Source organism: Mycobacterium sp. (assembly GCF_046091765.1).
GTDB lineage: Bacteria > Actinomycetota > Actinomycetes > Mycobacteriales > Mycobacteriaceae > Mycobacterium.
Map to the genome: position 1 here is coordinate 14,366 of NZ_JBJTCF010000003.1, position 15,731 is coordinate 30,096.

The following is a 15,731-nucleotide window of genomic DNA, read 5'->3' on the forward strand; positions in this document are numbered from 1 at the left end:
CGGCTAGGCGCCGTTGGTCGGGCCGCCGGAGTTGGCGCCCGGGATGTCGGTGATCGGGAAGTTCGGCATCGGGGTGGGCGACGGCGTCGCGGGCAGCGCGGGAATATCGGCCGGGTTGATGTCGTGCAGCAGGTTGACCGGCGGTCCGTTCTCCCGGCCGCCGTACACGCTGCCCGCGGCGCGCGGCCCGAGCAGCTCGCTGACCGTGACCAGCCGGTAGCCGTTGGCCTTGAGCACCGGGATGAACTGGGAGACCAGATCGACCGTCGAGGAGTAGGTGTCGTGGAACAGCACCACCGATCCGGGCTTGATCTGGCTCATCAGCATCTGCCGGGTCGCGGCGGTGTCGGAGTCGTTGATCCAGTCGAACGGGATGACGTCCCAGAGGATCGCGGCCAGGCCCTGGGTGGCCGCGACGGAGTTGACCGCGTCGTCGGTCAGACCGCCGGCGGGGCGCCACAGCACCGGCCGCTGTCCGGTGGCGGCGGCGAGGGCGTCGTTGGCCCTGCTGAGCTGAGCCGGGACGTACTCGGCCGGGATGGTGGTCATGTTGGGGTGTTCCCAGGTGTGATTGCCGATCTCCATCCCCGCCTCGGCCACCCGGCGCGCCCCCTCGGGGTCAGCCGCCACTTTGTTGCCGATCATGAAGAAGGTGGCCTTGGCTCCGGCATCGGTGAGCACATCCACCAAACGGTCGGTGTAGGGACCCGGACCGTCGTCGAAGGTCAGTGCGACGCACGTGTCCGTCGCACAGTCGGGCGCGGCAGGGGTGGGGGACTGCGTCGGGGACTGCGGTGCGCAGCCGGACAGCAGCAGGGCCGCTGCGGCGACGGCGGACACACGGCGCAGCACGGTCCTGAGTTTACGGCAGCGCGCCGGGACTGATCTCCTCGAGCATCTCGGTGACCAGCGCGGCGATCGGCGAGCGTTCACTGCGCATCAGGGTGATGTGCGCGAACAGCGGATGGCCCTTGAGTTTCTCGATCACCGCCGCCACGCCGTCGTGACGGCCCACGCGGAGGTTGTCGCGCTGCGCGACGTCGTGGGTGAGCACCACCCGCGAGCCCGCGCCCAGCCGTGAGAGCACCGTCAGCAGAACGTTGCGCTCAAGTGACTGCGCCTCGTCGACGATGACGAACGAGTCGTGCAGCGAGCGGCCGCGGATGTGGGTCAGCGGCAGCACCTCCAGCATGCCGCGGGAGAGCACCTCCTCGAGCACCGCCTGGCTGGCCAGCCCCTCCAGGGTGTCGAACACCGCCTGGGCCCACGGCCCCATCTTCTCGGCCTCGGTGCCGGGCAGGTAACCCAGTTCCTGGCCGCCGACCGCATAGAGCGGCCGGAACACCACGACCTTGCGCTGGCTGCGCCGCTCCAGCACGGCCTCCAGGCCCGCGCACAGCGCCAGCGCGGACTTGCCGGTGCCGGCCTTGCCACCCAGCGAGACGATGCCGACCGACTCATCGAGCAGCAGATCCAGCGCGACCCGCTGCTCGGCGGATCGGCCGCGCAGTCCGAAGACTTCGCGCTCACCGCGCACCAGTTGGACGCGCTTGTCCGCGTTCACCCGGCCCAGCGCGTGCGAGTTACCCCCGAGTAGGCGAATCCCGGTGTGGCAGGGCAGATCTCGTGCCTCGACCAGGTCGATGTCGCCGTTGGCGAAAATCGCGTCGACCTCCGCGGCGCTCACGTCGAGTTCGGCCATCCCGGTCCACCCTGAGGTGATCACATCCTGCGCGTGGTATTCGTCGGCGGCCAGACCGACCGCACCGGCTTTGACCCGCAGCGGGATGTCCTTGCTCACCAGCGTCACCCGCTTGCCCTCCGCAGCCAGGTTGGCCGCGCAGGTCAGGATCCGGGCGTCGTTGGTGTCGGTCCGGAACCCGGCCGGCAGCACCATCGGGTCGCTGTGGTTGAGCTCGACATGCAGCGTCCCGCCCTGCGCGCCGACCGGGATCGGTTGATCGAGCCGGCCGTGCACCAGGCGCAGGTCGTCGAACAGGCGCAGCGCCTGGCGGGCGAACCAGCCCAGCTCGTGATGGTGACGCTTGGCCTCAAGTTCGCTGATCACCACCAGCGGGATGACGACCTGGTGTTCGGCGAAGCGCGTACACGCCCACGGATCGGAGAGCAGAACGGAGGTATCGAGCACATACGTCCTGGCGGGCGAGTGCGGATCGGTCACGGGCGCTCCTCAGGCTCGCTCATCGCGACCGACGCTACCGGGGCCGGGCGCACCCGCCGGTGCGGCGCGCCGCGTTAGCCGAGGACGTACTTGGCGAGCAGCGGCTCCTCGGCCAGCCCCCAGGCGACGATCCGGTCGGAGACCACCCGGTCGGCGGCGGCCTGGTTGAAGACGCCGGTCTCGGCGACCGTGCGCAACTTGGTCTCCCGGTATTCGATGATGTCCCCGCCGACGACGCCGAAGTCGAACGCGCGGCGCGCGATCGCCGCGAGCGTCGAGTCGCGGTGGTGCTCCAGGCAGTGCGCGACCAGGGTGCTGAAGAACTGCTCATGCCGCTCTTCGTCGGCGGCGATGCGCCCGAGAAGCTTCCCCAGCACCGGCTCGGCGACGCGGGCCTGCAGGTTGCGCAGGTAGACCGCGTGCGCGCGCTCGTAGAGCGCCATGAACACCAGCGTCTCGATCTGGGTGTAGCTGTCGCCGCGGTAGCCGCGCATCACGTGGGCGACGCGGACCTTCTCGTCGGCCGCCGGATCGAAGTTGCGGGTGACCAGCAGGTAGTCCCGGATGGCGATGGCGTGCAGGTTCTCCTCGGCGGTCCACCGGCCCAGCCAGCGTCCCCATTTGTCCTCGAGGATGAAGTGCTGGACGAGTTCGCGGTGGTAGCCGGCCAGATTGTCCTTGGTGATCAGCATGACCTCCAGGGCGTCGACGACCTCGGCAGGCAGGGTGGCCTGGGACGGGTCCCAGTCCTGTCCGCCGAGGAAGGCGAAGTTGCGTCCCTGGTCGAACGGGACGAAGTCGTGCGCGTACCACTCGTCGGCGGTCTGCAGGTGGCGGGCCAGGTTGTCGGCGACGACCGGCTCCAGCTCGCGGGTCAGAGCATCAGCGACAGGTTTCTGTGCCATGCGGTAACTGTAACCGAAATTAACGGTTGTCTAAAAATCGCCGCGCGCTACTGCAGCGTCAGGCCGGGGTAGAGCGGGTTGGCGTCGAGCAGTTCGGCGGCGGCCGAGCGTGCCCAGTCGGCGGTGCTGTCGACCAGCGTGTACTTGGCCTTGGAGGTGCCCTCCGGCGTGGTGTTGGTGAGCACCTCGACCACCAGCTCGGCGACCCGGTCGAACTCCGCGGCGCCGAAGCCGCGGGTAGTCAGCGCCGGCGTGCCGAACCGGATGCCGCTGGTGTACCACGCCCCGTTGGGATCGGCCGGGATGGAGTTGCGGTTGGTGACGATCCCCGCATCGAGCAGGGCCGACTCGGCCTGGCGGCCGGTCAGCCCGAAGCTCTGCACGTCGAGCAGCACGATGTGGTTGTCGGTGCCGCCGGTGACCAGCCGCGCCCCGCGACGCATCAGCCCGTCGGCGAAGGCCTGGGCGTTGTCGGCCACCCGCTGGGCGTAGGCCCGGAAGGACGGCTGACGCGCCTCGGCGAACGCGACCGCCTTGGCGGCCATCACGTGCGCCAGCGGTCCGCCCAGCACCATCGGGCAGCCCTTGTCCACGGCGTCGGAGTACTCGGCGGTCGCCAGCACCAGCCCGCCGCGCGGGCCACGCAGTGACTTGTGCGTGGTGGTGGTGACCAGGTGCGCGTGCGGCACCGGGTCCTCGTCACCGGTGAGCACCTTGCCGGCCACCAGACCGGAGAAGTGCGCCATGTCCACCATGAAGGTCGCGCCGACCTCGTCGGCGATCTCGCGCATCGTGGCGAAGTTGACCCGGCGCGGGTAGGCCGAATAGCCCGCCACCAGAATCAGCGGCTTGAACTCGCGCGCCGCCGCGGCGATCGCGGCGTAGTCCAGCAGCCCGGTGGCCGGATCGGTGCCGTAGCTGCGCTGGTGGAACATCTTGCCGGAGATGTTCGGCCGGAACCCGTGGGTGAGATGACCGCCGGCGTCCAGCGACATGCCCATCAGCCGCTGGCTGCCCAGCTTGGCCCGCAGCCGTTCCCACTCCGCCTCGGAGAGGTCGTTGACGTTCTTGCGGCCCGCCTCCGCCAGCGCCGGCGCCTCGACGCGGGTGGCCAGGATCGCCCAGAACGCGACCAGGTTCGCGTCGATTCCCGAATGCGGCTGCACGTAGGCGTACGGCGCGCCGAACAACTCCCGGGCGTGCTCGGCGGCGATCGACTCGATCTCGTCGACGTTGTGGCAGCCCGCGTAGAAGCGGTGGCCCACGGTGCCCTCGGCGTACTTGTCCGAGAGCCAGGTGCCCATCGTCAGCAGCACCGCCGGCGAGGCGTAGTTCTCGCTGGCGATCAGCTTCAGCGACGCGCGCTGATCGGCCAGTTCGCGGCGGGTGGCCGCGGCGATCCTCGGCTCGACGGATTCGACGACGCTCAGCGCCGCCCGGTAGGCCTCGCTGGCCGCCCCGGGCACGGCGGTGGCGGGAGACAATATCGCGTCGGTGGTCATGGGCAAAGCCTAATGGGAGAAGCGCGGGAGCCGCTCAGTCGGCCCGCAGCGCCGAGGGGATCAGCGGCTCGTCGAGCAGCCGGCCGAAGCGCTCGGTGCGGCCCACCCCGTCGGGGCGGGCGTCCAGCCAGGCCCGCAGCAGCCGATAGCCCTCGACGTAGGTCGAGGTGTAGGCCCGCCACAGCGGGGAGGACAGGAACCTCAGGGCCTGGCGCGCGCGGCGGTCGTCGACCAGCAGCCAGCGCCGCAGGAAGGCCACGACCTCGTCGGCGTCGCGTCCCTCGTCGTGCAGCATCAGCGCGGCGTCCTGGCGCACCCCAGCCAGCTGCGCGCGCGCCTCGGAAAGCGCCTCGGCCCGCTCGCCGTCGAAACGCAGACCCAGGTCGGCGTAGATCTCCTGCGCCCAGCGGCCCCAGCCCGGGCCGACCGCGGCGTGCAGGGCCAGATCGGCCAGCCCCTCGGCGATCAGGCACTGCGGGGTGTTCACCAGAAACAGGGTCTGCTCGCCGTGGCCGAGGCCGACGACCAGACGCTCCTCCTTGCGGCAGTGCTCGGTGTGGTGTCCCGGGTAGGACTCGTGGGCGATCAGCGCCGGCAGGTGGGACATCTGCTGGCGGATGTCGGCGTTGACCGCGACCCGCGAACGGTAGCCGCCGTCGTAGTAGTTGAAGCCCGACCACGGCTTGTCGGTGACGACCTCGTAGACCACCGTCTCGGCGTCGGGCAGCGGATAGGTGGCGCGCACGATGTCGCGCAGCGCGCTGGAGAAGGCGCCGACGGCCTCCTCGAGACGCTGCGGCGGGATCTCGTCGGCGCGGCGCTCGGCCTCCATCCGTTCGGCCAGCGGGCCGGTGCCGCCCAGTACCGAGTCGATGCGGACGTGCGCGTCGCGGTAGCGCTCCGGTTCACCCTTGCCGATCTCGACGTCGAAGTAGGCGCGCACCTCCTCGACGAACCCGACGTCCTGTCCGGCGAACCGGCGCGCCGCGCAGGACAGCGCGCGCAGGTGCGCGCCGACGAACTGCGCACGCTCGTCGGCAAGCCCGGCCGGCAGTTCCGCGAGCAGCCGATCGGCCTGCACGGCCAGCTGTGCGGGGTCGGGCGCGGGCTCGTCGGCCACCAGCCGCCGCAGGGCGGGGTCCCCGGTGAAGGAGTCGACGTAGCCCTCCTCGATGCGGTCGAAGCGCAACCCGAGTGTGAGGTACTCCATGATCAGCCGATCGGGCTCCATAGCGCCCACGCTAGCTGTCACACTGTCGCCATGACGCGGCTGACCGAGCCCAGCCCCTACGTGGAGTTCGACCGCAGTCAGTGGCGGGCGCTGGGCAGGTCCACCCCGCTCAAGCTGACCGAGGACGAGCTGATGGGCCTGCGCGGCATCGGCGAGCAGATCGACCTGCGCGAGGTGGAGGAGATCTACCTGCCGATCGCCCGGCTGATCCACCTCCAGGTGACCGCCAGCCAGGGCCTGTTCGCCGCCACCGCCGAGTTTCTCGGCGAGCCCCGGCAGAACCCGGAGCGGCCGGTTCCGTTCGTCATCGGGGTGGCCGGCAGTGTCGCGGTCGGCAAGTCGACCACCGCCCGCGTGTTGCAGGCGCTGCTGGCCCGCTGGGAGCACCACCCACGCGTCGATCTGGTGACCACCGACGGTTTTCTCTACCCCAACGCCGAGCTGATCCGGCGGAACCTGATGCACCGCAAGGGTTTCCCGGAGAGCTACGACCGCCGCGCCCTGATGCGCTTCGTCACCGCGGTGAAGTCGGGATCCGACCACGCGTGCGCACCGGTGTACTCCCACCTCCGCTACGACATCGTCCCCGACGAGGCCCACGTCGTCACCCATCCCGACATCCTCATCCTGGAGGGCCTCAACGTGCTGCAGACCGGCGCACGGCTGATGGTCTCGGACCTGTTCGACTTCTCGGTGTACGTCGACGCCCGCATCGAGGACATCGAGACCTGGTACGTCCAGCGCTTCCTGACGATGCGCGCCGGCGCGTTCGCCGATCCGGTGTCGCACTTCCACCACTACGCGGGGCTGACCGACCAGCAGGCCGTCGCGGCGGCGCGCGACATCTGGAACTCGACCAACCGGCCCAACCTGATCGAGAACATCCTGCCGACCCGACCGCGGGCGACGCTGGTGCTGCGCAAGGACGCCGACCACTCCATCAACCGGCTGCGGCTGCGCAAGCTGTGAGCTCCGGGTAGACCTCCCGGCTCAGCGGCCCGGCTCAGCGGCCCGGTTCAGCGGCCCGGCTCAGTGGCCGAAGCGCCGGTGGCGCCGGCTGTAGTCGCGCAGCGCGCGCAGGAAGTCGACCCGGCGGAACGCCGGCCAGTGCGCCTCGGTGAACCACATCTCCGAGTAGGCGCTCTGCCACAGCAGAAACCCGCTGAGCCGCTGCTCGCCCGAGGTGCGGATCACCAGATCGGGGTCGGGCTGCCCGGAGGTGTAAAGATTCTCCGAGATGCCCTCGATGGTGACGGCGTCGACGAGTTGCTCGGCGGTGGCGCCGTTGGCCAGCTGCTTGCTGAGCAGTCCACGCACCGCGTCGACGATCTCCTGGCGGCCGCCGTAGCACACGGCGACGTTGACGTGGAACGAACCGTTGGACGCCCGCGACGCCGTCGCGTCCACCGCGTCGCGCAGCCGCCGCGCGGGCTGGGCGCCGAGCAGTTCCAGGTCACCCACCGAACGCACACTCCATCGGTTGGCCGGCGCGCAGATCTCCTCCACCACCTCGGTGATGATTCCCACCAGTGAGGCCACCTCGTCGGGATCGCGCTGCAGGTTCTCGGTGGAGAGCAGGTAGACGGTGGCCATCTCGATGCCGGCCTCCGCGCACCAGCGCAGCATCTCGGCGATCTTCGCCCCGCCCACCCGGTAGCCGTAGCTGACGTCGTCGTGACCAGCATCACGGGCCCATCGCCGGTTGCCGTCGCAGAGCACCGCGATATGCCGCGGGAGCTGGGATCGGGCCTGCGCCAGCTCCTGGCGCAACCGCATCTCGTAGAGCCGGTAGGCCGGTTCCTTGAGGCGCGGCGGAATGATCTCCACGGCGACTCAGATTACTGTGGGTTGTGGTGCTGGCCTAGCGGATCGAGGGAGGGGACGTGACCACTGAGCTGACCCGGCCCGGCCGCACGGATTCCGCGGCCAGGGACGCCGAGGACCTTCCCGAAGCCCTCGTCGACGCTGCCGCGGAGTTCCTCGGCAAGCCCCGGGCCCGCGGCTGGATCCACGTGTACGCGGCCGGCGTGGCCGCGATCGCCGGCGCGGCCCTGGTCGCGGTGTCCTGGGCGGTGGATTCCACCCGTGCGGGGATCGCCACGCTCATCTACACGCTGACCATCGTGGCGATGTTCGCCGTCAGCGGGACCTACCACCGGCTGCGCTGGCGCTCGGCGACCGCCTGGAAATGGATGAAGCGCCTCGATCACTCGATGATCTTCGTGTTCATCGCCGGCAGCTACACCCCGTTCGCCCTGCTGGCCCTGCCCGAGCGCAGCGGCTGGACGCTGTTCTGGATCGTCTGGGGCGGCGCGCTGGCCGGCGTCCTACTCAAGATGTGCTGGCCGTCGGCGCCGCGCTGGGTGGGCGTGCCGCTCTACCTTTTGCTGGGCTGGGTGGCGGCCTGGTTCGTCGGGCCGATCATGCACGGTGCGGGTATCGCCGCACTGGTGCTGCTGATCGTCGGCGGTGCGCTCTACAGCGTGGGCGGCGTGCTCTACGCGCTCAAGTGGCCCGACCCCTGGCCCAACACCTTCGGCCACCACGAGTTCTTCCACGCCTGCACCGCGGTCGCGGCGATCTGCCACTACATCGCGATGTGGTTCGCGGTCTTCTGAGTCCTCTGCTCGCGCCGCGCTAGACGGTGCTCGCGTTCTCCGGCGCCCAGTAGGCCTTGAGCGCCGCGATCTTGCCGTCGCCGTCGAACACCATCACGTCGATCGGCCTGATCTGAAGCCGGCTTTCACCCGACCCCACCGTGATGGTGAACAGGAACGCCGCCTCGTGGCCGGCCACCCGCACCTCGTGCAGCTCGGTCTCCCGGTGGATGCCCTCGATGTTGGCGTAGAAACCACGGATGGCCTGCCGCCCGATGTGCACCTCGCCGCCGACCGGGTCCTCCAGGGTCGCGTCGTCGGCGTAGAGCGCCGCGATCTCCTCGGCGGTGCCGTCGGCCACCAGTGCCAGGTATCGGGTGACGGTGTCGCGGATGTGCTCAGCGCTGGGCATGGCCCAACGTTACGGCACACCCAGAGCCGCCGACAGCTCCGCGACGCCGGTCACCGGCAGGTCGCACACCCGCCCGCGGCAGACGTAGGCGGCGTCGGCCCCGCCGACCCGGTCACGTCCGGCCAGCAGCGGCCCCGAGTCGAGCGGTCCCCCCACGACCACGGTGCCGCCCGGCGCCAGCCGGCGCGCGGCGCTCAGCAGTTCAGACGCCGGGTCGGCGGTCGCCACGGCGACCTGCAGTGGGCCGCGCACCGCGGCTTCGGCCACCGCCAGCCAGTGCCCCGCCGAGCGCGCGGCGCGCGCGAGCAGCACCGAGTGCGCCAGCAGTGTCTCGGCGGCCAGCGGCCCGTACCGCGCGGCCCGTTCGGCGTCGACCAGGTGGGCCGCCGTCAGCAGCGCCTCGGCGATCGACGATGCGCCCGAGGGCGTGGCGCCGTCGACCGGATCGGCGGGCCGGACCATCAACTGCTCGGCGTCGTCGGCGGTGTCGAACCAGCGGCCGGGCCGGTCCGGGTCGGCGAAGTGCGCGACGGCCAGGTCGATCAGCTCGGTGGCGCCCTGCAGCCACCGGCCCTGGCCGGTCAGCTGGTAGAGGCTGAGCAGCCCGGTGGCGAGCATGCCGTGGTCCTCCAGGATCGCCGCGCTCTGCCCGACCTCGCCACCCAGGCTCGCCCGGCGCAGCCGCCCGTCGACCAGATGCAGCTCCAGCAGTGCGGCGGCGCAGCGTCCGGCCACCTCGATCAGCCGCCGATCCCCCAGTGCCACAGCCGCTTCGGTGAGCGCGGTGATCGCCAGTCCGTTCCACCCGGTGACCACCTTGTCGTCGCGCGGGGGCTGGGGTCTGGTCCGGCGGGCCGCCAGCAGCGCGGCGCGGACCCGCGCGAAGCGTTCGGCACCGTCGGGACCGACCGGATCGGCCGGCAGCTGCAGCACCGAGGTGCCGTGTTCGAACGTGCCCCGCTCGGTGACCGCGAACAGCTCGGCCGCCCACGTCCCGTCGTCGTCACCGAGCACCTCCCGTAGCTGCGCGGGCGTCCACACGTAGGTGGATCCCTCCACGCCCTCGGTGTCGGCGTCCAGCGAGGAGGTGAACATGTCGCGATCGACGAGTTCGTCGAGCAGGAACAGCGCGGTCTCGGCGGCGACGCGCCGGGCCAGCGGATCGCCGTCGCGCCGCGCCCAGTGCGCGTACACCCGCAGCAGCTGGGCGTTGTCGTAGAGCATCTTCTCGAAGTGCGGCACCACCCAGTCGGCGTCCACGCTGTAGCGCGCGAAGCCGCCGGCGAGCTGGTCGTAGATGCCGCCGCGGGCCATCGCCGACGCGGTGCGGCGCACCGCCTTTAGCGGGACCGGGGACCGAGTGCGCTCGTGCGCCCGCAGCAGCGCCTCCAGCAGCGCCGAGGGCGGGAACTTCGGCGCGCCGCCGAAGCCGCCGCGCGCGGTGTCCTCGTCGCGCAGCACCGCGGCCACCGCGGCGTCGCACAGCGCCGGTCCGATCTCCGCTCCCCCGCTGGGCAGCCCGGCGGCCATCCGGCGCAACTGGCCGGTGATCTCCTCGGAGGCCCGCTCGACGTCGCCGCGCCGGTCGCGCCACGTCTCGGTGACCGCCGCGAGCAGCTGCAGGAACTGCGCGCGCGGGTAGTAGGTGCCGCAGAAGAACGGCCGCCCGTCGGGGGTCAGGAAGCAGGTCATCGGCCAGCCGCCGTGGCCGGTCAGCGCGACGGTGGCGTTCATGTACACCGCGTCGAGGTCGGGACGCTCCTCGCGGTCGACCTTGATGCAGACGAAGCCGGCGTTCATCGCCGCCGCGACGGTCTCGTCCTCGAAGGACTCGTGGGCCATCACGTGACACCAGTGGCAGGCGGCGTAGCCGATCGACAGCAGGATCGGGACGTCGCGCTCGGCCGCCTCGGCGAGCGCCCCGGCCGTCCACTGCTGCCAGTGCACTGGGTTGTCGGCATGCTGGCGCAGGTACGGACTGGCCGCGTCGGCGAGTTCGTTAGCCGCCGGAGTCACGCGGGGCGTCCTGCTCGCCGGTCTCCTCGGCCCCGCCCTCGCCGGTCTGGTGGTCGAACCGGTCGGGGACCTTCTTGAGATGCCGGTTCATCGACCGCAGCAGAAAGAACATGCAGATCAACAGCAGCACCACCACGAGCAGCCCGATCGGGCTGGCCTTGCCGAAGTCGGGTCCGGTGTTGTCCTGACCCTCGGCGAGAATCAGCAGCACCGCGTCGAGCGGCGCGAACCCCGTCATTCGAAGACCTCGATGCCGGCGAACAGGTCGTCTTCGGGCAGCACGGCGGGAACCCGCGACCGGGCCAGCTCGAACTCCTCGGTCGGCCACAGCCGCCGCTGCCACTCCAGCGGTGCGGCGAAGAACCAGCCGTCGGGGTCGATCTGGCTGGCGTGCGCCCGCAGCGCCTCGTCGCGCTGACCGAAGTAGTCCGCACAGTGCACCCGGGTGGTGACCCGCTGGGCGAACACGTCGTGCTCGGGGTCCCAGTGCTCCAGCCACCGCGCGAAGGGCCCCTCCTGCCCGTTCTGGGCGAACTCCTCCTGCAGCAACTGCATGCGGTGACGCAGGAACCCGTGGGTGTAGTACAGCTTGCTGACCGACCACGGCACCCCGGCGTCCGGGTAGAGCCGGTGGTCGCCGGCGGCCTCGTAGGCGGCCACCGACACCTGATGGCAGCGGATGTGGTCGGGGTGCGGGTAGCCGCCGTTCTCGTCGTAGGTCGTCATCACGTGCGGCCGGAACTCGCGGATCACCTCCACCAGCTTGGCGACCGGTTCCTCCAGCGGCACCGTCGCGAAGCATCCGTCGGGCAGCGGCGGCGGGGGGTCGCCCTCGGGCAACCCGGAGTCCATGAACCCCAGCCAGTGGTGTTCGACCCCGAGGATCTCGGCGGCGGTGGCCATCTCGCCGCGGCGGACCGCGCCGATCCGGCCCCGCACGTCGGGCAGGTCCATCGACGGGTTGAGGATGTCGCCCCGTTCGCCGCCGGTGAGGGTGACGACCAGCACGCGGTGACCGGCGTCGACGTAGCGCGCCAGGGTTGCCGCGCCCTTGCTCGACTCGTCGTCCGGGTGGGCGTGCACCGCCATCAACCGAAGTTCGGCCACGACTTCCGCTACCTGCTCTCCCGCGCCTGCGCGCGTGTACCGGCATATAGTTCCTCACCTGATAGTCCCATCCCAAGCGGGGGTCCCAGAACTGGTGAGCAACTCCCCGTCGTCGCGGTACGGCGCGGCGGCGCCGGCCGTGACGCGCCGACGGCTGGCGATCGTGCTGGGCGTGCTGTTCACCGTGGGCGTTGCCACCATGGCCACGGCGGCCTACCTGCGCTACGGCAGCGTGGACGCCAAGGGCGAACTCGCCGGCTTCGAGGTCCTCGACGACCAGACGGTCCGGGTAACGATCAGCGTGACCCGAAAGGACCCCGCGCGGCCCGCGGTGTGCATCGTGCGGGCCCTGTCGCCGGATCGCGCCGAGACGGGACGCCGGGAGGTGGTGGTGGCGGCCTCTGACGCCCGGACCGTGCAGGTCAGCACCGAGGTCAGGACCTACCTGCCGTCGGTGGCGGGCGGCGTCTACGGATGCGGCCTCGACGTGCCCGGCTACCTGTCCGCCCGCTAGCCCGCGCACGCCGCCGACGTGCGAAAACCCCGTTCCGGCGGGTCCGGCGGTGCTACACTTGGACAAACGCGGTTCCCGACTTGGGGACCGCGCTCTCGTACGCGGGCACGCGGCGCGGAGATGCACACGCGGAACGCCCGCGAGTCCCCGCAGCGGCGAGGGGCCCACCGCGAAACCGCGGGACGATCGGTGAAGGAGCGCGACGATGACCGACACCCAGGTGGTCTGGCTGACGCAGGAGGCCTACGACAAGCTCAAGGCCGAACTCGACCAGCTGATCGCCCACCGTCCGGTGATCGCCGCCGAGATCAACGACCGCCGCGAGGAGGGCGACCTGCGGGAGAACGGCGGTTACCACGCCGCCCGGGAGCAGCAGGGCCAGGAGGAGGCCCGGATCCGTCAGCTGCAGGAGCTGCTCAACACCGCCAAGGTCGGCGAGGCGCCCACCCAGTCGGGCGTCGCGCTGCCCGGTTCGGTCGTCACGGTGTACTACGACGGCGTGAAGACCGACACCGAGACGTTCCTGATCGCCACCCGCCAGGAGGTCTTCGGCGACGGCAAACTCGAGGTGTACTCGCCGAACTCGCCGCTGGGCGCGGCTCTGCTCGATGCGAAGGTCGGCGAGACCCGCACCTACACGGTGCCCAACGGCAACACGGTGAAGGTCACGCTGGTCAGCGCCGAGCCCTACCACTCCTGAGTGCTGTCCTGACCCCGTGGCGCGCATCGCCGAGGATCTGCTGCTTCTGCTGCTCGACAACCCCGCCGCCCAGCCCGCCCTCGAGCGCCGCCCGCGCGGCCGCGCCCTGGCCGCCGCCCTGCTACTCGACCTGGCCCTCCAGTGCCGGCTGCGCCCGGCACTGCCCGGTGATCCCGCGCCGCCCGGTGAGCTGCTCGCGCTGAGCGGACCGCTCCCCCTCGACCCGGCCGTCCGGCCGGCGCTGGCACTGCTCGAGCGCGGCCCGCTGCGCGCGTCAGCGGCGATCGCCGGTCTGCGCGGGCGCGCCGAGGACGACGTGCTCGACCAGATGCTGCGCACCGGGCAGTTGCACCAGGTGTCGCTGACCGCGCATCGGGTGCGCCGCAACACCTACCGGTGGCCGCTGACCGACCGCGCCCGCGCCGGCGCGGCCCGCGGCGCGCTGGCGGCGGCCCTCTTCGAGCAGCGCCGCCCGGACCCGGTGACCGCCGCCCTGGCCGGGCTGCTCGACGCCGTCGACGGCTTCGGGGCGGTCTTCGCCCTCGACGCGGCCGGGATGCACCACGCGCGGGCAAGCGCCGCCGCGATCGCCGCGGGCGGCTGGGCGGATCGATCGGACGTCGCGCAGCACAACCTTGCGGTCAGCGCGGGCGCGATCCTGCCGGCGCTACGCTAGCGCCCCGTCGAGGTCGGCGAGCAGGTCGGCGGGGTCCTCGATGCCCACCGACAGCCGCACCAGATCGTCGGGCACCTCCAGCTGCGAACCGGCAGTCGAGGCATGCGTCATCGCACCCGGGTGTTCGATCAGCGACTCCACCCCGCCCAGCGACTCGGCGAGGATGAAAATCTCAGTCCGCGAACACAGTTCGCGGGCGGCCTGCGCGCCGCCGCGCATCCGCACCGACACCATCCCGCCGAAGCCGCGCATCTGGCGCTTGGCGATGTCATGTCCCGGGTGGTCGGGAAGTCCCGGGTAGAGCACCCGGCTGATCGCGGGGTGACCGGCCAGGAAGTGCGCGATCTGTGTGGCGTTCTCGGTGTGCCGTTGCATGCGCACCTCGAGCGTCCTGATGCCCCGCATGGTCAGGTAGGCGTCGAACGGGCCGGGCACCGCACCGGCCGCGTTCTGTAGGAACCCGAACTGCTCGTCGAGTTCGGCGTCGTCGGTGACCAGCGCGCCGCCCAGCAGATCGGAGTGGCCGCCGATGTACTTCGTCGTGGAGTGCAGCACGATGTCGGCGCCCAGGGTCAGCGGCTGCTGCAGGGCGGGCGAGGCGAAGGTGTTGTCCACCAACACCTTCGCCCCCGCCGCGTGACCGATGTCGGCGAGGGCGGCGATGTCGGCGAGCGAGAGCATCGGGTTGGTCGGCGTCTCGACCCAGATCAGCCGCGTCTGAGCGGTGATCGCCGCGCGCACGGCGTCGAGGTCGGCGAGTGCGACCGCGGTGTGCGCCACGCCCCACTCCCGGAACACCTTGTCGATCAGCCGGAACGTCCCGCCGTAGGCGTCGTCGGGGATGACGAGGTGATCACCGGGCCGCAGCACCGCGCGCAACGCGCAGTCGCTGGCCGCCATGCCTGAGCCGAAGGCACGCCCGAAGCGGCCCTGCTCGACCGCCGCGAGCACGGACTCCAGGGCGGTGCGGGTGGGATTTCCGGTGCGGGCGTACTCGTAGCCGCCGCGCAGGTTGCCGACGCCGTCCTGGGCGAAGGTGCTGCTGGCGTAAATCGGGACGTTGACCGCCCCGGTGGCCGGATCCGGACGGTAGGCGTGGATCGCCGTGGTGGCGAATCCGCGCCGGCGGCGGTTGTCGGCCACGCTAGGGCGTCGCCGGCACGACCGACCCGCCGCTGAGCGTGCGATAGGCGTACACCAGCAGCAGGTAGGAGATCGGGGCGGCGGCCAGCAGCCCGACGAGGCAGAGCAGGGCACCGATGACCATGATGGCCAGACAGGTCAGCCAGACCGCGAGCGCCGAACCGAAATTGGCCTTCACGATGCCGACACTGGTCCGGAGTCCGTCGATCGGCGAGAGGGTGCGGTCGACGGTGGCGGCGCTGGTGAACATCACGAAGATCGCCACGATCAATCCCGGCAGGACGCACAGCGCGATGCCGATCTGGGTGAGGATGCCGATGATGATCGCGGCGACCACGACCGAAACGACGTTGCGGGGCCGGAAGAACGAGGCGATGGTGACCGGCCTGCCGTCGGCGATGTCGAGCAGCCCGGCATACCAGGCCGACGCGAGCGCGCCGCCGACCACCGACAGCAGCAGCGACGACAGCACCAGCACCGCGAACCCGGCACCGTTGAGGCTCGGCGTGGATGTCGTCGCGAAACCGCCGGAGCCGTCGGTGGTGGTGAAGCTCTCCGGCGAAACAGCTTGCAGCAGCGGCCCGTTGAGCGAGCCGAGCACGCTCAGGATGAGTCCGAACACCAGGGTCGCCACGACCAGCGGTGCGGCGTTCTTGGTGAACTTGTTCCACGCCCAGGAGAAACCGTCACCGATGCTGAAGGGGGGCCGAACGCCCGGCGGCGGGGGGTAGCCCCACCCCGGGGGC

Annotated in this window: 17 protein-coding genes; 5 read left to right on the forward strand and 12 right to left on the reverse strand. The window is 71.1% G+C overall.

The window, feature by feature from the left end:
- Positions 1-3: 3 nt before the first annotated feature.
- From ACKOB8_RS00255 to ACKOB8_RS00275, 5 genes are all read right to left on the reverse strand, one after another.
- Positions 4-816 carry a polysaccharide deacetylase family protein gene (locus ACKOB8_RS00255; protein ID WP_526374482.1) on the reverse strand — a complete coding sequence of 271 codons (813 nt, stop codon included), beginning with the start codon at positions 814-816 and terminating at the stop codon, positions 4-6.
- Positions 817-862: 46 nt separating this feature from the next.
- The gene (phoH2, locus tag ACKOB8_RS00260) at positions 863-2,182 is read right to left on the reverse strand and encodes an RNA 5'-3' helicase PhoH2 (RefSeq protein WP_526374450.1); all 1,320 of its coding nucleotides are present in this window, start codon (positions 2,180-2,182) and stop codon (positions 863-865) included.
- A gap of 74 nt (positions 2,183-2,256) precedes the next feature.
- On the reverse strand, positions 2,257-3,087 hold the full coding sequence (locus tag ACKOB8_RS00265) for an acyl-ACP desaturase (protein WP_526374452.1): 831 nt from the start codon (positions 3,085-3,087) through the stop codon (positions 2,257-2,259).
- Positions 3,088-3,134: 47 nt separating this feature from the next.
- Positions 3,135-4,589, reverse strand: coding sequence for a glycine hydroxymethyltransferase (locus ACKOB8_RS00270; protein ID WP_526374454.1), 1,455 nt, complete (start codon positions 4,587-4,589; stop codon positions 3,135-3,137).
- A 34-nt stretch (positions 4,590-4,623) separates the two neighbouring features.
- On the reverse strand, positions 4,624-5,820 hold the full coding sequence (locus ACKOB8_RS00275) for a DUF885 domain-containing protein (protein ID WP_526374456.1): 1,197 nt from the start codon (positions 5,818-5,820) through the stop codon (positions 4,624-4,626).
- A 30-nt stretch (positions 5,821-5,850) separates the two neighbouring features.
- Here ACKOB8_RS00275 and coaA point away from each other — a divergent pair, with 30 nt between their 5' ends.
- Positions 5,851-6,789 (forward strand): type I pantothenate kinase, encoded by a 939-nt coding sequence (coaA, locus tag ACKOB8_RS00280; protein WP_526374458.1) that lies wholly within the window; start codon positions 5,851-5,853, stop codon positions 6,787-6,789.
- 60 nt (positions 6,790-6,849) lie between these two features.
- On the opposite strand, the gene ACKOB8_RS00285 is transcribed toward coaA, so the two are convergent.
- Positions 6,850-7,647, reverse strand: coding sequence for a (2Z,6E)-farnesyl diphosphate synthase (locus tag ACKOB8_RS00285; RefSeq protein WP_526374460.1), 798 nt, complete (start codon positions 7,645-7,647; stop codon positions 6,850-6,852).
- Positions 7,648-7,703: 56 nt separating this feature from the next.
- Between ACKOB8_RS00285 and trhA the strand changes: the two genes are divergently transcribed.
- Positions 7,704-8,438 (forward strand): PAQR family membrane homeostasis protein TrhA, encoded by a 735-nt coding sequence (gene trhA / locus ACKOB8_RS00290; RefSeq protein WP_526374462.1) that lies wholly within the window; start codon positions 7,704-7,706, stop codon positions 8,436-8,438.
- Positions 8,439-8,457: 19 nt separating this feature from the next.
- Here the strand turns inward: trhA and ACKOB8_RS00295 are convergent, their stop codons facing one another.
- From ACKOB8_RS00295 to mca, 4 genes are read right to left on the reverse strand one after another with little or no spacing between them, the layout of a single operon-like run.
- Complete coding sequence (locus tag ACKOB8_RS00295) at positions 8,458-8,829, reverse strand: nuclear transport factor 2 family protein (protein ID WP_526374464.1); 372 nt, start codon at positions 8,827-8,829, stop codon at positions 8,458-8,460.
- 9 nt (positions 8,830-8,838) lie between these two features.
- On the reverse strand, positions 8,839-10,845 hold the full coding sequence (locus tag ACKOB8_RS00300) for a thioredoxin domain-containing protein (RefSeq protein WP_526374466.1): 2,007 nt from the start codon (positions 10,843-10,845) through the stop codon (positions 8,839-8,841).
- Entirely contained in the window at positions 10,829-11,083 is a 255-nt protein-coding gene (locus ACKOB8_RS00305; RefSeq protein ID WP_526374468.1) for a hypothetical protein, read from the reverse strand. The genes ACKOB8_RS00300 and ACKOB8_RS00305 overlap by 17 nt, the downstream gene beginning before the upstream one ends.
- Positions 11,080-11,952: a mycothiol conjugate amidase Mca gene (gene mca / locus ACKOB8_RS00310; RefSeq protein ID WP_526374470.1), complete on the reverse strand. Its 873-nt coding sequence runs from the start codon at positions 11,950-11,952 to the stop codon at positions 11,080-11,082. Before mca ends, ACKOB8_RS00305 begins: the two co-directional genes overlap by 4 nt.
- A 94-nt stretch (positions 11,953-12,046) precedes the next feature.
- Here mca and ACKOB8_RS00315 point away from each other — a divergent pair, with 94 nt between their 5' ends.
- From ACKOB8_RS00315 to ACKOB8_RS00325, 3 genes are all read left to right on the forward strand, one after another.
- Positions 12,047-12,466: a DUF4307 domain-containing protein gene (locus tag ACKOB8_RS00315; RefSeq protein WP_526374472.1), complete on the forward strand. Its 420-nt coding sequence runs from the start codon at positions 12,047-12,049 to the stop codon at positions 12,464-12,466.
- Between the two features lie 205 nt (positions 12,467-12,671).
- On the forward strand, positions 12,672-13,166 hold the full coding sequence (greA, locus tag ACKOB8_RS00320) for a transcription elongation factor GreA (RefSeq protein ID WP_526374474.1): 495 nt from the start codon (positions 12,672-12,674) through the stop codon (positions 13,164-13,166).
- Between the two features lie 16 nt (positions 13,167-13,182).
- Positions 13,183-13,842: a GPP34 family phosphoprotein gene (locus ACKOB8_RS00325; RefSeq protein ID WP_526374476.1), complete on the forward strand. Its 660-nt coding sequence runs from the start codon at positions 13,183-13,185 to the stop codon at positions 13,840-13,842.
- Here the strand turns inward: ACKOB8_RS00325 and ACKOB8_RS00330 are convergent.
- Both ACKOB8_RS00330 and ACKOB8_RS00335 read right to left on the reverse strand, forming a co-directional pair.
- The gene (locus ACKOB8_RS00330) at positions 13,834-14,985 is read right to left on the reverse strand and encodes a cystathionine gamma-synthase (RefSeq protein WP_526374478.1); all 1,152 of its coding nucleotides are present in this window, start codon (positions 14,983-14,985) and stop codon (positions 13,834-13,836) included. The two genes, ACKOB8_RS00325 and ACKOB8_RS00330, sit on opposite strands and share 9 nt — an antisense overlap.
- Position 14,986: 1 nt before the next feature.
- On the reverse strand, positions 14,987-15,731 hold a 745-nt coding region (locus ACKOB8_RS00335), incomplete at its 5' end, for a hypothetical protein (protein ID WP_526374480.1).

Coding starts and splice junctions, on each gene's coding strand:
- ACKOB8_RS00265 (WP_526374452.1), bottom strand. CDS start 3,087: ATGGCACAGAAACCTGTCGCTGATGCTCTGACCCGCGAGCTGGAGCCG.
- ACKOB8_RS00295 (WP_526374464.1), bottom strand. CDS start 8,829: ATGCCCAGCGCTGAGCACATCCGCGACACCGTCACCCGATACCTGGCA.
- greA (WP_526374474.1), top strand. CDS start 12,672: ATGACCGACACCCAGGTGGTCTGGCTGACGCAGGAGGCCTACGACAAG.
- coaA (WP_526374458.1), top strand. CDS start 5,851: ATGACGCGGCTGACCGAGCCCAGCCCCTACGTGGAGTTCGACCGCAGT.
- ACKOB8_RS00275 (WP_526374456.1), bottom strand. CDS start 5,820: ATGGAGCCCGATCGGCTGATCATGGAGTACCTCACACTCGGGTTGCGC.
- ACKOB8_RS00270 (WP_526374454.1), bottom strand. CDS start 4,589: ATGACCACCGACGCGATATTGTCTCCCGCCACCGCCGTGCCCGGGGCG.
- ACKOB8_RS00305 (WP_526374468.1), bottom strand. CDS start 11,083: ATGACGGGGTTCGCGCCGCTCGACGCGGTGCTGCTGATTCTCGCCGAG.